This window comes from Ohtaekwangia koreensis, from assembly GCF_900167975.1.
Taxonomy (GTDB): Bacteria; Bacteroidota; Bacteroidia; order Cytophagales; family Cyclobacteriaceae; genus Ohtaekwangia; species Ohtaekwangia koreensis.
Genome location: NZ_FUZU01000001.1, coordinates 3,105,636 through 3,125,499 on the forward strand (window position 1 = coordinate 3,105,636; position 19,864 = coordinate 3,125,499).

Consider the following 19,864-nt stretch of genomic DNA (forward strand, 5'->3'; position numbering starts at 1 on the left):
ATTAAACCCCCAAAAGAATTCGATGACACTAACTATAGCTTTACAGCAGAAAGAAGTCGCTTAATAAAACCTGCACTTTATCACCTGTCTTAAACGTAGGGACTCCGGTCGTGATCAGAATGTTATCACCACCGAGTGCAACGTTGATTTCGTAGTAGCTGCCGCAAAAGCTGATTTTATTTATCATCCCGGCAACGGTTTTCTTGCTTTTTGTTGTGATCTTGAAATTCTCAGGACGAACAAATATACTTTTACCTTTAGGATCGCGATCAAGAAGTTTCAGCATATCTTTTGAATACGCTGGCTTCAAAAGTGTATACTTTCCGAAGAGACCTGCTACATATTCATTTACGGGTTGTCGGTATATTTTTTCAGGACTTCCCTTCTGAATGATCTGTCCGTTTTGCATGACCAGGATCTGGTCAGCCCACGACAGCGTATCAATCGGATCGTGTGAGATCAGTATACAGGTGATCTTTAACTTCTTGCCTATATTTTGAATAACGGACTTCAATGTATTCTTATGGACTATATCCAGGTTGGTAAAGGGTTCGTCCAGTAAAAGTAATTTTGGTGAAGCGATTAATAATTTAGCAAGGGCGATACGTTGCCGCTCCCCTCCTGATAGTTGATCGGTTTTTCGTTGCAGTAAATGTGTGATCTCACAAACTTCATAAATGAGGGCAGCATCCACATCCGATAGCGTGTTGGCGTAAGCCAGTATTTGTTCAATCCTCAAAAACCGGGGCAACTCAAAGTGCTGTGATAAGTATGAGATCCCCTTATGGCCGGGCACTAAATTATCATTGGGGCCAGTGACTTTTTCACCTTCGAATACAATCTCTCCTTCATCGGGTTGTACTAACCCAGCTATAATTTTCAGTAATGTACTTTTCCCGGAACCGGTTTCACCGGCAATCGCTATTTTTTGAAGTTTGCGTTGTGAGAAGCTAACATCTTTCAATGCAAAATTACTCTCGCCTTGCCTGGAGATACCGGATACTGTCAATAGTGTCATCAGGAGGCAAATATGAACAAAATTTAATTGTCATATACCGCACAGTGAAACGACTTTATATACTATCATTTTTAAATAATATAGATGATAATGAAAATGCCTGCGTGTGTATTAATGCCGGTGGCTTATATTTATGCGCGAAATTAAAATACCTATGAACTACCAGGCATTGCTTTTAATCTTTTACGGAACCTTCCTGATAACGTGTGGTCTGGTGGCAGTTGTTTTTATTGGTATGAAAGCCAAAACTGCGTTAATGTCAGGCGGTACATCAGGTGTTATTTCATTCCTCATCGCCTATCTTCTATCCATTCATACGAAAGGTGCACCGTGGGCAGGTATATTTCTGTCGCTTGCTCTCTTTTGTGTTTTCTCATGGCGTTCAACAAAAACATTATTCAGGATCTTCGAGATTCAGGCCTCTCCTATTCATGACGAACTGAAAGGTAAAGGAATTGCCTTCCTGATTATTAGTCTGATGGCAGTGGTATCTGTTTTTGTGTTTGCCCTGCAGGTTGTAAACTTCTTTGCATAATAAAATGATAAAGCCTATGTTCAGGACGCTGATCCTTTACATCCTATAACTATAAAAGCAATATTTTTTTTAACGTGCACGGGCATGTTGCTGATTTCTTGTATCCATGCACAAACATCTGTTTGCAGCGTGAGAAATTAACATAGCATCTTGCCGTCAATCGTTTCCTAAATCAATAAAATTATATCTTTGTATATACAACAGGCCTTTCTAATCTAAGATGCACCTACCGACAAGAAGAATGAAGTTTAAAATTGCGGGCATTCTTGCTTGTGTGTTTTTCTCATTTTGCCAGATTCAGGTTAGCGGTCAGAAACTTCAAAGTATTGACAGTCTTCTGCACGAACTAAAAAATACTACCAGCGATACGCAACAGGTAAAGATCCTGTATATACTTTCTATGAAGTATCAGGGGTTTCATCCCGACTCTGCTATGCTTTGTGCACAGGCCAGCCTTGAAAAAGCATTGGCTATTCATTATACCAAGGGCAGAGCGGATGCCTTGCTTCATATCGGGCGTTTAAAAAGAGATCATGATCAAGGGAATGCTGAAGCATTGAATGATATGTTCGAAGCCTTGAAGCTATACCGTGAAATTAATGATGATGTGCAGATTGCCAACGCGCTCAATGACATCAGCATTATATATGCAAACTCTGAAGACTATAAAAAGTCTCTTGAGTATTTCAAACAAGCGCTTGAAATGTTTCGCAAACTCGGTGATAGCAAAGGCGAGTCCTATGCCTTGAATAACATGGGTATACTATATCAGGATCTTGGTGACGAAGTCTCTGCAAAGGAACATTTTATCATGTCCTTGCGGATCAAAGAAAAAAGGAATGATCTGTACGGCATGTCCAGAGGGTATAACAACCTCGGTTCCATCGAGGAACATAGCAATCAGTGGGGTGCAGCATTACGCTATTATCTTAAAGCCGACAGTCTTTTTATAAAGAATAAGGATATGCATGGACAAGCCAGTAATCTGATGGGCATTGTTCGCGTCAAGCAACATCAGGGTAAAACCGGCGAAGCAATTCAATACGCCACGCTCTCATTGAAGAAGGCCGAACAGATAAAGGCATTTTCAACCATGTTACGTGCCAGCAAGTTCCTGGCCGAAGCAGAAGAGAACCGAGGTAACTATAAGGTATCACTGCAATACCAGAAACTATATAACCACATTGCCGATAGTATACATAACCAGACCAATAAAGCAAACCTGGAAGAACTGAAAGCAAAATTCAACCTGGAAGAAAAGGAAAGAGAAATTCTTTTGCTAAAGAAAGATCAGGAGCTGCAACAAGCTGGAATAGAACGGAAAAATATTATAGCCTATGCACTGGCAGCAGGTATCGTATTGTTAGCACTCGTTGTGGTGTTGCTATTCTACGCATACTATACAACCCGTAGCAAGAAGAATATACTGGCTGTAAAGAACAAGGAGATCGAGCAACAGCGTGATGACCTTAAGAAATTGAACAGTGAAAAAGACCGATTCTTTTCTATACTATCTCACGATTTACGCGGACCGCTAAATTCTCTGAAAGGATTTTCATACCTGATCACCGAGCATGTAGATGCGTTAACAACGGAGGAGCTAATGGACATGCGGGCCAAGATCGATACCTCATTGGATAATCTTACTGAACTGATCAACAATATTCTGGAGTGGTCGATGACTTCATCGCAAAAGCGTAAATGGACCTTTGACAAAATCAATACAACTGATCTTATTCGCAAGAACATCTCGCTATACCAGGCTATTGCAGAAAGTAAAGGAGTGAGATTGATTTTTCAGCAAGGAGAAGAACGCTATGGATACGGTGACTATCATGCCATTGATACGGTGGTAAGAAATCTGATCTCCAACAGCATCAAGTTTAGTCACGCCAATACCGATGTTGTTATTGCGGTGAAGACTGCCGGAGATATACTCTCTATTTCTGTAAAAGATCAAGGTGTAGGAATACCCTATGAGATCCAGGATAAACTCTTTACGCTGAATGAAAATGTCAAACAGCCCGGCACCAACAATGAAAAAGGCACAGGCCTTGGCTTGACCTTGTGCAAGGAATTACTGGGCGAGAACAAAGGTGATATACTGGTAAGAAGTAATCCTGGTGAAGGCAGCGAGTTTATCGTGAACATCCCCGAATATACCAGCTACGAAAGAACTATAACTTCTGCTAAGGTTCCTGTGGTATAAATAGCGCTATCGATCCGGTCTTAATGTAAATCACAATACATTCCCATTGCTGCAAAATCACGATGCTGGTATAGCTTCATTGAACTTAATTCCTCGCATGATTGTCATGCATAGAATTTAGGATATATGGAATTAGGTATATATACTTTTGCAGAACTCACGGCAGATCCCATCACCGGCAAAATGATCAGCGCACATCAGCGCATTCGTGATCTGATGGAGGAAGTAGCACTCGCCGAGCAGGTAGGACTGGACGTTTTCGCTGTTGGAGAACATCATCGTCCGGATTATGTAGTCTCCTCTCCCGCTGTGATATTAGGCGCTGCTGCCGAGAAAACGAAACGCATAAAATTATCCAGTGCCGTTACTGTATTGAGTTCAGACGACCCGGTTCGGGTGTTCCAGGACTTTGCAACGGTAGACCTACTGTCCGGCGGACGCGCAGAGCTGATGGTTGGACGCGGTTCATTCATTGAGTCCTTCCCGCTGTTCGGCTATGACCTTCGTGACTACGATGCATTGTTTTCTGAAAAGTTAGATCTGTTGTTAAAGCTAAATGATAGCGAGAAGGTCACCTGGCAGGGAAAGCATCGTGCTGCTATCAATAACCTGGGTGTATATCCACGTCCATATCAGACCAAGCTTCCGATATGGATTGCTATAGGAGGCACTCCGGAATCTATACAGCGTGCTGCAACCCTTGGTATACCGATGGCATTAGCGATCATTGGTGGCTCGCCCGATCGGTTTGCCCCTCACGTTTCGTTCTATAGGGAGACTGCAAAGCAGGCAGGCCATGCGTTGGAAAGTTTGCAGGTAAGCATCAACTCGCATACCTATATTGCGGACACTTCTCAACAGGCAGCAGATGAATTTTATCCTTCGTATGCACAAGTCATGACACGCCTGGGCCGCGAACGCGGATGGTCTCAGATGGATCGTGAGCACTATGAAATGATGCGCTCGCCCGAAGGATCGCTGTTGGTGGGCAGTCCACAACAGGTGATCGATAAAATACTCTATGAGCACTCGCTGTTCCAGCACACGCGCTTCCTGGCGCAAATGAGTGTAGGCACGATGCCGCATAGTAAAATGATGCGCTCGATAGAATTATTCGGAACACAAGTAGCCCCGGCCGTTCGAAAAGCTCTTCAACCGTAATGCGTGATTGTGTATAATACTTTCATGTCTGCGCTCTGGCGGATCGTTCGAAAAAATAGTTATCCAAAGAAATTCACTTTATATATCTTTGTGCCCTTATTTTCTAAATCATGATTTCAGTAGACGCAGTTAGTGTTGAGTTTAACGGTTCAGCTCTTTTCAGTAACATCACTTTCAATATCAATGAAAATGACCGGATTGCCTTGATGGGTAAGAACGGTGCAGGGAAATCTACATTACTTAAGATCATTGCTGGTGTTAACAAACCTACACGCGGAAAAGTATCTGCTCCCAAAGACGCTGTCATTGCATACCTGCCACAGCATTTACTTACCGAAGACAACTGTACTGTATTTGAAGAAGCCTCCAAAGCGTTCTCCAAAATCCTGGACATGAAAAAGCAAATGGATGAACTTAACAGTCAATTGGAAACGCGCACGGATTATGAATCGGATGAATATTCAAAGATCATCGAGCAGGTTTCTGAACTCAGTGAGAAATATTATTCGATAGAAGAAATCAATTTCGATGCAGAAGTTGAGAAGACATTGATGGGCCTTGGCTTTCTGCGATCAGATTTTACGCGGCCTACAAACGAGTTCAGTGGTGGCTGGCGCATGCGCATTGAATTAGCAAAGATCCTTCTGCAAAAGCCTGACCTGATCTTGCTCGATGAGCCTACCAACCACATGGATATAGAATCCATTCAATGGTTGGAAGATTTCCTGATCAACAACGCCAAAGCCGTGATCGTGATCAGTCACGATAAAACTTTCGTTGACAACCTGACCAATCGTACGATAGAAGTTACGATGGGTAGGATCTACGACTACAAAACAAACTATTCGCATTACCTGCAACTGCGCACCGAGAGGCGCGAGCAACAGCAAAAGCAATTTGAAGATCAACAGAAACAGATCGCTGACATTCAGGAATTTATAGATCGTTTCAAGGGAACTTACTCGAAGACTTTACAAGTACAATCGAGGGTAAAGATGCTGGAGAAAATAGAGATCATCCAGGTGGATGAAGTGGATACTTCTGCCTTGAATCTGAAGTTTCCACCGGCACCACGGTCGGGTAGCTATCCCGTTATTGTGGAAGGTCTGACGAAGAAATATGGTGATCACACCGTGTTTCAGGATGTATCGCTGACCATTGCGCGCGGAGAGAAAATCGCTTTTGTCGGCAAGAATGGTGAAGGTAAATCTACGCTTGTAAAAGCAATCATGAGCGAGATCGACTTTGAAGGTAAACTTCAGTTGGGACACAACAGTATGATCGGATACTTTGCCCAGAACCAGGCATCGTTGCTCGATGAAGAACTCACGGTTTTTCAAACTATAGATCAGATCGCTGAAGGCGACATTCGTTCGAAGATTAAAGATATACTGGGCGCGTTCATGTTCAGTGGCGAAACCATTGAGAAGAAAGTAAAGTATCTCTCCGGTGGTGAGAAGACGCGTTTAGCCATGATCAAATTATTGCTGCAGCCGGTTAACCTGCTCATTCTCGATGAACCTACCAACCACCTTGATATCAAAACAAAAGATATATTGAAGGATGCACTGAAGGCATTTGATGGAACGCTGATCCTGGTATCTCACGACCGTGACTTCCTGGATGGCCTGGCCAATAAAGTATTTGAGTTTGGTAACAAGCGTGTGAAGGAACACTTCGAAGACATTACCGGCTTTCTCCGTAATAAGAAGATGGAGAACCTTCGCGAGATTGAGCGAAACAATAAATAGATCAAATATATACTTGACATCTATAGGTGTGATGTTAATCCGCGATTCGCAATTAACATCACACTTTTTTATTTATTGCTCGCGAACGTGCTTCATGTGATTGTATAGTACAATCAATTTATCAAACTCCTGTTCGATCGTCTGCACGATCGCATCATTGCTAACGGCAGCTTCTCCAGGCTGAAAGTTTCGTCCAATGATAAAACGGTAATACATCCAGTCATCCGCTTTGGTATACTCCCATAAAACTTCATCCTGTGAAAATGATTCTACGACTTTCTGTTCCCCTGCAACTTCAATCCAGTAACCCGCACCCAGGCCCACCAGTGAACTAAAAAAAGTCTTCCGGTAATTTTCATCGTGCATTTTTAATCGAAAGTATTCGCGGTCTTGCTTGCCTGTACGAGGCTTCCCGACCGTAAGCCAAACCCCTATATCTTTTTGCTGAATGACCACTTGCATCGTCATGAAATCATCTGACGTAGCAGTATCAGCATACTTTTTCAAATCCGCTTCACTCCTGCCATACGACAAAGCCATCGAATCAAGTTTATGATCCTGCCGGTTGCCTATATCTATACTGCTCACAACGGTGTTGCCGTCCGCCCGCAGTTTTAATCGGGTAACATGCTTTTGAACAGACTCGTGTAACTGGAGAAGTTTAGTTTGAACAGCAGCACGTTCTGCCTGTATAGCTTCGTTGTTCAATGTATTCTTTGCATTACCGAAGACCAGGTAATCTTCCTTCTTGAAATATTGATTTTTGAATTTGATACCATCCCACTGGAAGCCACGCGTAGTCAACGCTACAAATTGTTTTTTCTCCTCGCGGGATATAATCTCACGCTGCTTCATATAGGGATAGATCAACTCATATTCTGCGATCATCTCCTCGGTAAGCGGCTCGGCAAACTCATAGTAACTGGTATACCACGATAGCAAGGCTTCTACCTCTTTTATATCCGTTACCTTGTTGAAGATCTCTTCGTGATCTTTCAGTCCTTCGAGTGTGAGTGCACCGGAACCGGTAAAACCAACGGACTTCCTGTAGGGCAATTCGAAGATATATACATTCGCATGAAAAATGTTCCGGGTATAGATTCGCAATGTAAACCGATCCTGGTAATGTCGCCAGATCCGTTTGAGGACTCCCGGTGAAGTCAACCCATCTAGTCCGGTAACAATATCCAGTTTCGTTTTACCAGGCAGTCGGCTGCGGATAAAGTCAAAACCGGCATCGGTGATGGCGGCTGTAGCAATGTAGCCATGCTCGGCCTGTTGCAAAATTTTATCGTTGATAAGCGGAACCGCCAGTTTCTTTATGATCATGTAAATGTTAGCTGTATGAAATTCGAGGGGGCAAATATAATGTGATGCACGATGTGGCTATGCGTCACCGCTAAATACGAGGAAAATTTTCAGTGTAAAAAACTTCGTAATAGGCAGCCTGATGCACTGTAAACGGTTATTTCCCAAGTTTTTAGCATTTGCAGCCAAGTCACCTGACCAGCCATCCCACACGGTTGCCGACACATAGTGAACCTATACCTATTATGTATTGTATTGTTGGAAACGTAGCAATTAAAAAACTACTTTTGTGATATGACAGCCGCAGTTGTGGCGGTTTGCCGATTTCGGGTTAAAGCATTTAAACATTAAAAATCGTATGAACACAGTTCTTTTGTTTTTAGGGGGAGTTGGTTTCCAGGAAATCTTATTGATCGGACTTTTTGTGCTTGTATTCTTTGGAGCAAAGAAAATCCCTGAGTTCATGAAAGGCCTTGGTAAAGGTGTGAAAGAATTCAAGGGTGCTATGGAAGATGTGAAAAAAGAAGTGGGTGACGTTAAAAGCGATGTTACCAAAGATCTGAACATGTAATCTCTTAAAAGAATTTACCTTCGGGCTATGCATAAGGTTGCAACTATACCTTGTGCATAGCCCGAAGTCATTTCTGGCGACATCTCAGTTCTCTCCCATCCGGATATGGATAATGTACATCGCGTTGTTCCTTCGCGTTTCCCACAACAAGCCAGCACATAAACTTCAAGTTCATATTCAGTATACTTTACTTGCCGCGTTTCTTATGTCCATGAACATCTTTCTTTGTTCATCTACGAACAACGGTAAATATATACTCAGTCTATACTCAACCTATACTTACTTCATCTATACCTTCTACGTTCGTAAATCTTATTATAGGTGAATACCTGAAAATGATTTATCACTGTAAAGGCGGTATCTACAATTTTTGATTCTCTTATGATCAGATTACTAGCATCCTTGATGAACGTGCGTAAGGTGAAGATAAATTCAGTGTACACCTTGATAATCCACACGTTCACCTCAAATGTATTAACGGCCCTCGGTAGCACCGATTACCTTCTTCATTTTTGTCGTTATTCAGTATATAAATGATATACCCATGGAGAGAAAACAATTTTTGAAGAGTTTAGGAATGAGCAGCTTGATTGCACCGCTAATCGTGGCGTGTAGTAAAGATGACGATGCAACTCCCGTACCTTCCATTACCAGCTTTACTGCTACAAGTGGTGCGGTTGGCGACACTGTAATTATCAGTGGTGCTAATTTTAGTGCAACTACTACAAACAACACCGTAACGTTTAATGGAACAACGGCTACCGTTACAGCAGCCACTACAACACAGCTTACCGTCACTGTGCCGTCGGGTGCGAGTACAGGTAAAATCGCTGTCACTGTGAACGGGCAAACCGGAACATCATCGGGTGACTTTACAGTAACAACAAGTTCAAGCACAGCAGACCTTGCTATTACCAGCTTTACAAGCAGTGGCTCTGCAGGATCATCCATTGTTATTACCGGTACAGGCTTTAGCACAACACCAGCATCCAATACCGTAACGATCAACGGAGTGGTTGCTACGGTTGTATCCGCTACGGCTACGCAACTTGTCGTGACCGTGCCAAGCGGTGCTACATCGGGTGTGGTTGCCGTGACTGTAAATGGCGTTACGGTTACTTCAGCCACCAGCTTTACCGTGACAACGGCTTCCGGTTCGTGCTCAACAACGGATGCTGAAACAGAAGGACCTTTCCCAACCAAAAGTCCATCGACACTTGTAAAGACTGATATACGTTCCGATAGAACCGGTGTAGCCTTTACAATAACGATCACTATACAAAACAAGAATAACAGCTGTGCTGCACTTGAAGGCGCATACGTTGATATCTGGCATTGTGATAAAGATGGTTACTACTCGGAGTATGGAGGAACATCGATGCAGACCGTTGACTATACGGCGGTGCATTTCTTAAGAGGCCGACAAGTCACCAACAGCGATGGACAGGTATCATTCGTTTCGATTTTTCCAGGCTGGTATCAGAGTCGTGCTACGCACATTCACGTACATATATATAATGCTTCCGGTTCATCTTTACTGGTAACACAAATCGGATTTCCGGAAAGCTCCAACAGTGCTGTGGTATTGGTAAATGCTTCAACGGCCAATGGCTATACCAAAGGCATGAGCGGCTACACTTACAATGCAAGTGATAGCGTCTTTACAGATTCTATTGACAATGAAATAGCCACTGTAACCGGAACCGTTGCTGACGGCTACGCACTCACCCATACGATCGTAGTAAGTGCGTAAAGTATATATTTTCTAATACCAGGTATGCAAGCAAAGCCGATACAGAAAGCTTAAACATACGGACAACTGAAGTCAGCCGTTACTTTGCTTTCTTCGAGCCGAATTTTTTAGCAGCCGTTTTACGCTTGCTTGCATACTTTACTTCAAATTCCTGTGATTGATTCACATAACTTCTGTCTTTCGGACCGCGCTTTTTTGCAGTTTTCTTGCCGGCTTTCTTAGCCGATTTTTTTGAGGTTTTCTTCGCTGTCTTTGCCATAGCTTTGATTGTTTACCGATTAAGCTAAATTTCTATACCAACCTTTATCTATTCACTGTTAATACAAACTCATATCATACAGGATCACGGGTATTACAGCCGGTACGAATAAAAGTTACAGCCCTTTGAAACGACTGATTTTTTTCGAAATATTGACCCTTGAATTTATCAACGCTATGGCCAACATCGAAGATCTTCGGAATGCTGAATTTGAAAAGCAAGGCAACACTCCCAAACCGGATGTGTTGCAGTTATATTTACTGAAACATGCTATTCAGAATACAGTATATTTACAATCTATTCTAAAGAAGCAATTCGAATTGCAACACCTGATTCAGCATGGTAAAATCGACAAAGAAACTATACATGAAGACCTCGCTGAAAAACTTGGTCAACTGGATGCAATCATTCAAAAAGAGATGATTCAGGCACTGGCTGATATTTCTCCCAGGGCTGATCGATAAATTACCTGGAAATATAGTTTCGAAGTGTAGTATATATAGACATCATACAGAAAGATATATAGCCAATGGCTCCGGCACAATTAAGACTCTCCGAGCTCTCCGTGATTATAAACAACGTACTGAAAGATGCCTTTCGGTCTACGAGCTTTTGGGTAATCGCCGATGTTACAAATCATACGTTCAAGGCTGCCTCCAATTATCACTACTTCGAACTGGTTGAGAAAGACTCCACCACAAACAATATTCTTGCTAAATTCTCAGCGAAAGCCTGGGGCGTTGGCGCCAGGCAAATTGAAAATTTCGAGCGTATCACGGAACGGAAATTTACCAATGACATACAGGTACTGGTAAATGTAACGGTAGACTACCACCCTACCTTTGGTTTGCAGCTCCAGGTCAACAGTATAGATCTGGCCTTCACACTCGGTGCCATTGAACGGCATCGACTTGCCACGCTGGAGAAACTGGTAGCAGAAAATCCCGCGCACATTCAAAAGGTAAACGAAGAGTATAGCACGAGAAATAAGAAACTCCCTTTGAATCATGTGCTCCAGAATATTGCTGTTATATCTTCCAGGGCTTCTGCTGGACTACAGGATTTCAAACATACTTTACTGGCAAACCCCTTCCGGTATACTTTTACGGTTGATGAGTATTTCACCGAAGTACAGGGTGAACTCAATGCAGGCGCTTTACGCGATACATTGATCGAAGTATATAATACAGGTATAGCCTATGATGCAGTCGTGATCACGCGAGGCGGAGGTGCGCAAACCGATTTCCTCATCTTCGATAATTACCTTGTAGGCCAGGCTATAGCACGCTTCCCTATACCGATTATTACCGGAATAGGACACCAGAAGAATACAACAATCGCAGACCTGATGGCGCATACAGCAACCAAGACGCCAACCAAAGCAGCAGAGTTTATTGTAGCCCACAACCGCGCATTTGAACAGGCTCTGCTAATCATGCAGAAGTCGATTTTACTCAAAGCACAGCAAGCATTCTCGATAAGCTATCAACAGTTGGCGGTCCTGAAGGCAAACCTCATCCATACTACAAGAAATATACTCGATGTTAATAAGAGCGCTGTTGCAAACCTCTCAGCCAAGTTGTTATCTGGGCCATTGATTACAATTTCAAACAAACGGAATGACCTGCAAAACCTGGCAGGAAATCTAAAGACTTTCAATATACTATATCTCAAAAACCAGCAAAGTAACCTCGATCATTATACATCGCTGGTAAAATTAGTTTCTCCTATAAATACACTTAAACGGGGATTTGCCATTGTAAAACACAACGATAAAATTATAAACAACGCCAGCACGATAGCAGCCGGTGATAATATTTCAATCATCTTAGCCGACAAAGAAATTGATGCCACCGTCACCCTCAAAAAAGATTACCATGGAAATGAATATAACCTATGAGCAAGCCTACGATGAGCTTGTACAGATTGCACACGAAATAGAAAATGAATCCGTCTCTGTCGATCAATTGGCTGATAAGGTCAAGCGCGCTTCTGAGTTGATTGCGCTTTGCCAGGCAAAATTAAAGTCCACGGAGAATGAAGTTAACAAGATCATTACCGGTATGGAGAAGAGTGTGAGCAAGAGCAAAGAGTGATACGCGCTTTTCGTAACGTTTTTTTCGCTATAGGAAGTTGTCGCAAATCCACCTCTAAATAGTCGGATTTACACACGCTCGCTATCGATTTTGCACAGTAGTTTTGTATCAACAACGATCATCAACAACTCAAAATAAAACTACTATGAAAAAGCACAAAATCACTTTCTGGATTACAACCATTATCATTTTTTTGTTTGAAGGCGTTATGCCAGCACTCACATCGCACACCGAAATGGCACGCGAAGGAATCAGTCACCTCGGCTATCCGGCATACTTCGGTCCGATGCTGATGATATTCAAAGTCTCAGGATCCATTGCGTTGATCATCCCTGCTATACCGCGCAGAGTTAAAGAATGGGCGTATGCAGGTTTTGCTTTCGATTTTATAGCAGCCTCCGTCAGCAACGGTGTAGTCGATGGCTTCGGATTCAACGCATTCTTCCCGTTAATCTTCCTGGGTATATTAATACTCTCCTATATATCACTGGAGAAGATCAGCAGATACTCTTCATCTTTGCAAACAACAGTGTAGTCAAAGATTAACTCTATAGAACACTCCAAACAAAGAGGCTGTCTCAAAAAGTCTTTTTTGTTCCTGATGAGTCATATACTATGTCGTTAATATATCTGTATACCAAATAAAGAATTTAATCACTTAGTAAAATGCCCCATAAACAAAATTGTATATGGGGCATTTTTTCAAGAGGAGACTTTTGAGACAGCCTCTTTAGGGTGAGGCCACACAATCTATTCACGACACAATGGGAGCTTAAAAGTCCCTCTCCCCCTAGAGGGATTTAGGATGAGGCCCAAATAAAAAATGCTATTTTATAACCGTTGTCTTTATTCTCGCTATATCTATCCTTGTTGTATACTCTTCGCAAGTTCAAACAATCATTCGCAATGATTGTGAATGTAGATGTATATAAGTCGTAACAGTGATATTTTTTCCGGGATCGCCAGACTTTTCGTAGGTATATCACGCTTGCGTTTTTAAATTTAGTGACGCACTTCTTTTAACGTTACTCATTAGTTACCCATTAAAAACTACACCATGAAAAAATTCTATTTCATTATCGTGCTGGTAATGCTCGTTGATCTTACCAGTGGATTTGCACAGAAAGCAAATGATGCTTATGACTTCCCTGTAAAGCGGGGAACAGAACAATGGAACGCCTTGAAAAGTTACCAGGATAAGCGTGATGCATGCAGCCTACCCGAGTCGTTGCTTTCAACTATATCAACGAAAGGCCTGATTGAAACATACCTCAATTACCCGCTGCTCGGAGACCTTATGGTTTTCAGTACGCCACAGGAAGGTATACGAAAGCTGCAGGAGAATTTTAACGGAGCCCATGAATTGTTAAAGCGAAAGGATGTTGCAACGTTACTACTGGAGAAATATACTTCCATGAATCCGGCAGCCGCAGCAAGGCAATTGTCATTGGAGAAAAAAGGAGAATACTCCTTCCAGATCATGGCTATCGAAATTTTACTGGCACAGGAAAGCGTGCTCTCCTCACTCGACACCAGGAACAGGAAAGCGTTGCTGAGCCTAGCCAAAGAAAAACTCGATGCAAAAAAGAATGACCAGGAAGTATACGGTTCGCTATCATATAGCACTACTGGCTGGGTCATGGCGCGCATACTAAAGCAATCAAACTATACCCCCGCACTGAATTCACTTCGGGACGAAAAATATAAATACTTTACAGATCAAGGTGTAGTGGCAGACTATGCCGTGCTGGATAATGTTGTCAGTCAAACAAAACTATACCTCTCAAAAAATTAAGACTATGAAAAATATTTCACGAATACTATTTTTCTCCTTCCTGGCATTGAGTATAAATATCAATGCTCAAACACTGAGTTATATCGGTACACCAAAAGGGAGTGCAGTGACAGCCTATATTGTCCCCGAGATGTCCAATGCAGATCGCGCGTACTGGGATTCTTATTTTGCCAGTCCAAACCGGACTCAATTTGTTACCTCCAACGGCTACAGTTCGTCACGAACTTTTAATTGTCATGGATATGCCTGGAGTATAGCAGAAGGCGGGCCAACCCGATGGATCGGGTACTATGTTCAAACAGACGAAGATGTATACATGACGGACGGAAGCTATATCCAGGTTTGTTCAGAAACATATCCGGGAAAAGTTTCATGGGGATCGGGTGATCATACAGCGATCACAACGCCAACGCCAGGAAGATTCAAATCAAAATGGAACATGTACCCATTAATGGAGCACAATTGGAACGATACTCCCTACGGGACAACAAACCTGAAATACTATGTCGCCACAAAAATATCCGCGAGTAATTCTTTTATCTGTGGCAACACTACATACTCGGTTCCATACTTTGCTGGCGGTACCTATACCTGGACGAAGAGCAGCAACATTTCATTAAACACTACTTCCGGCAATTCGGTTGTAGCAACTGCAAACTGGAATGGTCCGGGATGGGTTGAAGTGGTGATCACCTCCCCGTGCTCCAGCACCTCCGTTACTACCCGGCTGAACGTATCTGTTGGTCCTACTATAGGAGCCGTAAACATACCACAGAATACATTTTATGGAGGCTACGCAAATGTATATGCCGAAGTGCCACAGGTTGCCGGCGCAGGTTACTATGACTACGAGTGGTATCTGGATGGCTCGTTTCAACAGACCAGTGCTTATAACCACGAATTTACTTTTTATGGCTGCGGAAGCCATTACGTAGGAGTACGAGCCTATACGGCTAACTGCGGCTGGACAGATTTCAGCTACGCATACTTTTATGTGAATTGCAACGGCATGTATAGTATAGGTATATATCCGAACCCGGTAAACGATTATGTGACCATCAGCCTCGAGAATACAAAGGCAGAGAAACAAAACCCTTCACCGGCAAGTACATCCTCTGCCGCTTATGACATAACACTCTACGATAATCAGGGCCAGCTACGAAGATCAGCCAGCTTAAAAGACGGTCCACTACAGTTAAGTACAGCGAACTTGCCGGAAGGCGAATACTATATTCATGTATCGCAAGGCAAAGAACTCTTTACGAAACGAATAATCATTAAGCATTAAGTATATAATTCGTAGTCTCTACAACCGAAAAGAAGTGCCAAGTTCCGATAGACTAACTATCGGAACTTTGTTTTTAACAACCAGCTAAAACAGAGGCATCCCGCAACGCCATGGCTACGGCACAATTATTTACCTTCTAAATCGAGCGTCTTAATGGACGTGTATTTAAAATCTATGCAACCGCTCGGCGCATCAAAATAAAACGCTATGAATATAATACTGGGTGCTTCAGGACAAGTTGGTTCCGCTATCGTTAACAATTTACTTTCCAGGAATGAAAGCGTGAAAGCTATTATCAGAAATCCAGATAAAGCTAAAACACTACAGATAAATAAAAACCTGACGATTGAAGTGGCCGATGCATTTGATTTACCTGCATTGGAGAACGCTTTCAGAAATGGTGATACTATATTTCTGTTAACACCGGAAACAGGAAATAGCAATGATGTGATTGGAGATACTAAAAAGATCTTAACCAACTATAGAAAAGCTATTGAGAATTCAACCATTAAAAAGATAGTGGGATTATCCTCGATGGGAGCGCAACATGAAAATGATAGTGGTAACCTGAAGATGTCATACCTGCTTGAGCATTCCTTCATGTCGCTTGACATTCAGAAAATCTTTATACGTCCCGCTTACTACTATAGCAATTGGATGAATTATGTTTCTGTTATTCAGGATACGGGTATACTCCCATCGTTTTATCCTGTTGATTTGAAAATATCTATGATATCGCCACTAGACGTTGCACAATTCATTGCCGACATGATGGTTCGAGATATAGAGGGCGAACCTGTCTTTGAAATAGAGGGCCCGGAGTCGTATAACGCAACTGACATTGCGAATATGTTCGGGAATGCTCTAGGACGAGAAGTCAAAGTACAGCAGATACCTCGCCAGGAATGGGCAAAAACGCTCCAGGGATTTGGCTTCACCGCAGATGCTACAAAGAACTTCATCGAAATGACGCAGATGGTTGTTGACGGTAAAACCGGACCTGAAGGCAAAGGCACAATTCCTGTAAAGGCGACAACCGGATTCAGTGAATATCTGGCGGAACATATACACCAAACCGTATAGGCTATCGCTGTCCTTCACGCAGATCCCTTATCATCCACTTCCCGAAATATAGTGGTGTAACATTTAAGCTGTTCACTATATATAGTAAGAACGAGCGAGGTCAGGCAAAACACCTTCGCTTGTTTTCCACGGGCCAATCCAATCAATTTTATACCCGTTCTTTGAACGTTTTTTACACCTTGAGTTTGTAAGGCAGACAGGAATTCAGGTCGTCATCATTGTACGTTCACCAATTTAAACTAAACGCCAATGAAAAAACGATTATCCCAAACCCTCATTCTTGTGATCCTCCTTGCAGCAGTTACATATGCTTGCAAGGAAGAGAGTATGGTGCCGGCAGACGACTCTTCCGGATCTACCGGCGATGATGCATCCGCCATGCGCAAACCGTCTGACAATGATTTCCAGGTTTCACTTGTAGTGGACAGCACCACCTGGAAATATACACTTACAAAGAGTGTTGGAACAAAAGATCCGGGACACTTTATTATAGACTTTGGTACGTGTGGCGAAGCAAGTCCAACGATATCAAATATAGTGTCGGTATCCGTTAACGGTAAAGATTGGTCGCATCAGATTTCCAGCAGCGAAGGCAATACAGGATGCGCTATACATTCAGCCAACATCGTGAAGTTTGATAACCTCGGATGTGCAAACCAATACGTCATTGAGTTTACACTGGATACACTATACTCTCAGGTCGGCACAACAGGTTGGATAAAGAGCGGCCGTACATGCGTCTCCAAGACACTGACAGGTCCTGGCTGCAGAGGATATACCCTTACATCTACGATGGAGGCTGCTCCCTCGATGATCGGCAAACCTTACAATGAGATCAATACCTATATGAAAACTTTCGGTTTTGATTATTCTGAACATCCGCATTGCAACAGTGGATATGGCGGACATTCCGAGGGTATACATTGCGATATTGTACGGGATGCTACATTCGCTAAACCTGTTTTTCGTTTTGATATACATATAGATCCTGTTATCGATGGAGACCGATGCAGCGCTACCACGGTAGATCGTCAACGAAATGAAATGAAGTCAATAACAAACAACACTACGTGGGCCAAAGTGCAAGGCAACTGGGATGAGTGGCAAATATTGGAATGGAAATTTAAACTTCCCGCAGGTTTTCAACCGACTGCCAATTTCTGCCACATTCACCAGTTGAAGGCGCAAGACGGACCTAACAACGGCAGCCCGGTAATCACCATCACACCACGTGCAAACAGTGATGGCACCAACAAGCGCATGCAAATTATACATTCCGTAGATGGAGCAAGCACGGGCAAAGGTACCGTAGTTAACAATATACCTTTGTCAGATTTCGAAGATGAGTGGGTGCAGGTACGTGAAGAGATGCACTATACACATAACGGTTATTATGCTTGCGAAATTATTCGCATCCGTGACGGTAAAGTATTGATCGATTTCGAGGACACCAACATTGATATGTGGCGTAGTGGTGCTTCATTTATTCGAAACAAGTATGGCATTTACCGCAGCCTGGCAGGTGGTAGATTAGACAACAACCCCGTAGGACAAAGTCCCTTGTTAAAAAACGAATCCCTGTGGATTACAGATTTCAAAGTATACGAGAAGAACACGAGTCCAGATCCCGGCACACCACACAATTAATTCTGCAGTGATACTCAACAAAATCAAATCTGAATTCTTTATCCGTAAAGGTTCAGATTTGATTTTCTCATACAAAAAAACTGATTACTATAGTTCGTGTTATACGCTATATAACACCCACTGAAGAATCTATAATATATACTTTCATACCAGTGGAATAGGTTATAACTTCATGCCTATGATACGGAAAGAGATTTTACCGGCCGTGGCGGCCATTATCTTCAATGAAAAAGGAGATATTCTGTTGCAAAGACGAATGGACACAAAGAAATGGTGTGTAATCTCAGGGCATGTGGAGTTCGGGGAAACGGTACAGGAAGCCATTGTCCGGGAGATACAGGAAGAAGCCTATACGCGAAGTGAAGTAGTTCGATTGATTGGCGTATACTCTTCACCGGAATATACTACATATTATTATCCCGACAGAGCCGTACAGTATGTTGTTACGTACTTTGAAGTAAAGCTTATAGATCAAATCCAGGAAGGTATATCCAACAGTGAAAGCGCTGCGTTCTCATATTTTCCGCTGCACAGATTACCCGATGAACTCGACCTGATGAACCCCCATTGGCTCAAGGATGCATTGGATCCGGAATCAAAAGTATTCACCCGGTAAGAGTCGCTGGTGTGAGCGATTTATATACTGCTACGGCTATACTGTAAACATAGTCTACTTCCTATATATACCAATTTACTACTAATCGATCTTGATATCATCGACAGCGTCAATACTCAGAAATGCACGCACGTTTGAAAAAAAAGACTTCCGTTGGCGAATGATGATGTATTCGTTATTAATCACCTGTACGATTTGACATTTCTGAACAACTTGTCTTTTGTTATAGGTCAGTTCAATCGACTGCCTGGCTTCCTTCATTATATTCAGGATGCTGAGTTTTTCATGAAATGTCATCATAAGATTTAAACGTTTTAATTTATAGTGTAACCTTCTCGCCTTCTGAGTAATCTATAGTGCTATAGCTGCCCGGTCAGTGAACTATACAAAGGTGAACTGCTTAAAATTATTTTGCTCGTTTAAATGAAAGTCTATCTGACATTGGGTGCTAAAAAAACGCGCACAGGATGTTGCGGTGAATTGCTCTCTAAAAGCCAGAACAAACCATTGAAAAGGCCTAATTCACCACTTTTTGCATAAATTACTTATCAACGATATCAGTGTTTTACTTAGAAGCTGTAAGGTGTAAACGCAACCCGTCCGCGTAGTTGAAGTAGGTGTTGAATAGAAGTAAAAAAACGGCTTTTATAATTGTTGATATAGCGCCTTTATATTACAAGGCCTCGTAAAAAAAATACACTAGCCCTGGGGTTGGCTCGTTTGCTGACGCTACAACGAGCCCCCTACCGGAACGGCTGTGTGTATCTGTAAAAG

Annotated in this window: 19 protein-coding genes; 15 read left to right on the top strand and 4 right to left on the bottom strand. The window is 42.5% G+C overall.

What is annotated here, in order from left to right; all coding sequences use genetic code 11:
• Positions 1–40: 40 nt before the first annotated feature.
• Entirely contained in the window at positions 41–1,018 is a 978-nt protein-coding gene (locus tag B5Y40_RS12220; protein WP_079686933.1) for an ABC transporter ATP-binding protein, read from the bottom strand.
• A gap of 133 nt (positions 1,019–1,151) precedes the next feature.
• On the opposite strand from B5Y40_RS12220, the gene B5Y40_RS12225 reads away from it, so the two are divergent.
• The 4 genes from B5Y40_RS12225 to B5Y40_RS12240 all read left to right on the top strand — a co-directional run bounded on the left by B5Y40_RS12225 (position 1,152) and on the right by B5Y40_RS12240 (position 6,674).
• Positions 1,152–1,553, top strand: coding sequence for a hypothetical protein (locus B5Y40_RS12225; RefSeq protein ID WP_245840522.1), 402 nt, complete (start codon positions 1,152–1,154; stop codon positions 1,551–1,553).
• A gap of 241 nt (positions 1,554–1,794) precedes the next feature.
• A complete protein-coding gene (locus tag B5Y40_RS12230) occupies positions 1,795–3,762 on the top strand; it encodes a tetratricopeptide repeat-containing sensor histidine kinase (protein WP_159453684.1) in 1,968 nt (655 codons plus the stop codon).
• Between the two features lie 126 nt (positions 3,763–3,888).
• Positions 3,889–4,923, top strand: a complete 1,035-nt coding sequence (locus B5Y40_RS12235; RefSeq protein ID WP_079686936.1) for an LLM class flavin-dependent oxidoreductase — start codon at positions 3,889–3,891, stop codon at positions 4,921–4,923.
• A gap of 110 nt (positions 4,924–5,033) precedes the next feature.
• A complete protein-coding gene (locus tag B5Y40_RS12240) occupies positions 5,034–6,674 on the top strand; it encodes an ABC-F family ATP-binding cassette domain-containing protein (protein WP_079686937.1) in 1,641 nt (546 codons plus the stop codon).
• A 72-nt stretch (positions 6,675–6,746) separates the two neighbouring features.
• Here the strand turns inward: B5Y40_RS12240 and B5Y40_RS12245 are convergent, their stop codons facing one another.
• Positions 6,747–8,003 carry a phospholipase D-like domain-containing protein gene (locus B5Y40_RS12245; RefSeq protein ID WP_079686938.1) on the bottom strand — a complete coding sequence of 419 codons (1,257 nt, stop codon included), beginning with the start codon at positions 8,001–8,003 and terminating at the stop codon, positions 6,747–6,749.
• A 337-nt stretch (positions 8,004–8,340) separates the two neighbouring features.
• Here B5Y40_RS12245 and B5Y40_RS12250 point away from each other — a divergent pair, with 337 nt between their 5' ends.
• Both B5Y40_RS12250 and B5Y40_RS12255 read left to right on the top strand, forming a co-directional pair.
• Positions 8,341–8,553 carry a Sec-independent protein translocase subunit TatA/TatB gene (locus B5Y40_RS12250; protein ID WP_079686939.1) on the top strand — a complete coding sequence of 71 codons (213 nt, stop codon included), beginning with the start codon at positions 8,341–8,343 and terminating at the stop codon, positions 8,551–8,553.
• 544 nt (positions 8,554–9,097) lie between these two features.
• Positions 9,098–10,306 carry an IPT/TIG domain-containing protein gene (locus B5Y40_RS12255; RefSeq protein WP_221408912.1) on the top strand — a complete coding sequence of 403 codons (1,209 nt, stop codon included), beginning with the start codon at positions 9,098–9,100 and terminating at the stop codon, positions 10,304–10,306.
• A 79-nt stretch (positions 10,307–10,385) separates the two neighbouring features.
• Here B5Y40_RS12255 and B5Y40_RS12260 read toward each other — a convergent pair whose 3' ends face one another.
• Positions 10,386–10,565 carry a hypothetical protein gene (locus B5Y40_RS12260; protein WP_079686940.1) on the bottom strand — a complete coding sequence of 60 codons (180 nt, stop codon included), beginning with the start codon at positions 10,563–10,565 and terminating at the stop codon, positions 10,386–10,388.
• Between the two features lie 125 nt (positions 10,566–10,690).
• Between B5Y40_RS12260 and B5Y40_RS12265 the strand changes: the two genes are divergently transcribed.
• The 9 genes from B5Y40_RS12265 to B5Y40_RS12305 all read left to right on the top strand — a co-directional run bounded on the left by B5Y40_RS12265 (position 10,691) and on the right by B5Y40_RS12305 (position 19,090).
• Positions 10,691–11,029 carry a hypothetical protein gene (locus tag B5Y40_RS12265; RefSeq protein ID WP_143785714.1) on the top strand — a complete coding sequence of 113 codons (339 nt, stop codon included), beginning with the start codon at positions 10,691–10,693 and terminating at the stop codon, positions 11,027–11,029.
• 65 nt (positions 11,030–11,094) lie between these two features.
• Positions 11,095–12,465 (top strand): exodeoxyribonuclease VII large subunit, encoded by a 1,371-nt coding sequence (gene xseA, locus B5Y40_RS12270; RefSeq protein ID WP_079686942.1) that lies wholly within the window; start codon positions 11,095–11,097, stop codon positions 12,463–12,465.
• Positions 12,443–12,661, top strand: a complete 219-nt coding sequence (gene xseB / locus B5Y40_RS12275; protein WP_079686943.1) for an exodeoxyribonuclease VII small subunit — start codon at positions 12,443–12,445, stop codon at positions 12,659–12,661. Before xseA ends, xseB begins: the two co-directional genes overlap by 23 nt.
• A gap of 145 nt (positions 12,662–12,806) precedes the next feature.
• The gene (locus B5Y40_RS12280; protein WP_079687185.1) at positions 12,807–13,196 is read left to right on the top strand and encodes a DoxX family protein; all 390 of its coding nucleotides are present in this window, start codon (positions 12,807–12,809) and stop codon (positions 13,194–13,196) included.
• A gap of 522 nt (positions 13,197–13,718) precedes the next feature.
• Positions 13,719–14,456, top strand: a complete 738-nt coding sequence (locus tag B5Y40_RS12285; RefSeq protein ID WP_079686944.1) for a hypothetical protein — start codon at positions 13,719–13,721, stop codon at positions 14,454–14,456.
• Positions 14,457–14,460: 4 nt separating this feature from the next.
• Positions 14,461–15,744: a T9SS type A sorting domain-containing protein gene (locus tag B5Y40_RS12290; RefSeq protein WP_159453685.1), complete on the top strand. Its 1,284-nt coding sequence runs from the start codon at positions 14,461–14,463 to the stop codon at positions 15,742–15,744.
• A 207-nt stretch (positions 15,745–15,951) separates the two neighbouring features.
• Entirely contained in the window at positions 15,952–16,827 is an 876-nt protein-coding gene (locus B5Y40_RS12295) for an NmrA family NAD(P)-binding protein (RefSeq protein WP_079686946.1), read from the top strand.
• 249 nt (positions 16,828–17,076) lie between these two features.
• Positions 17,077–18,474, top strand: a complete 1,398-nt coding sequence (locus B5Y40_RS30175; protein ID WP_245840523.1) for a hypothetical protein — start codon at positions 17,077–17,079, stop codon at positions 18,472–18,474.
• Between the two features lie 178 nt (positions 18,475–18,652).
• Positions 18,653–19,090 (top strand): NUDIX domain-containing protein, encoded by a 438-nt coding sequence (locus tag B5Y40_RS12305; RefSeq protein WP_159453686.1) that lies wholly within the window; start codon positions 18,653–18,655, stop codon positions 19,088–19,090.
• Positions 19,091–19,171: 81 nt separating this feature from the next.
• Here B5Y40_RS12305 and B5Y40_RS12310 read toward each other — a convergent pair whose 3' ends face one another.
• Positions 19,172–19,390 (bottom strand): hypothetical protein, encoded by a 219-nt coding sequence (locus B5Y40_RS12310; protein WP_079686948.1) that lies wholly within the window; start codon positions 19,388–19,390, stop codon positions 19,172–19,174.
• Positions 19,391–19,864: the final 474 nt, after the last annotated feature.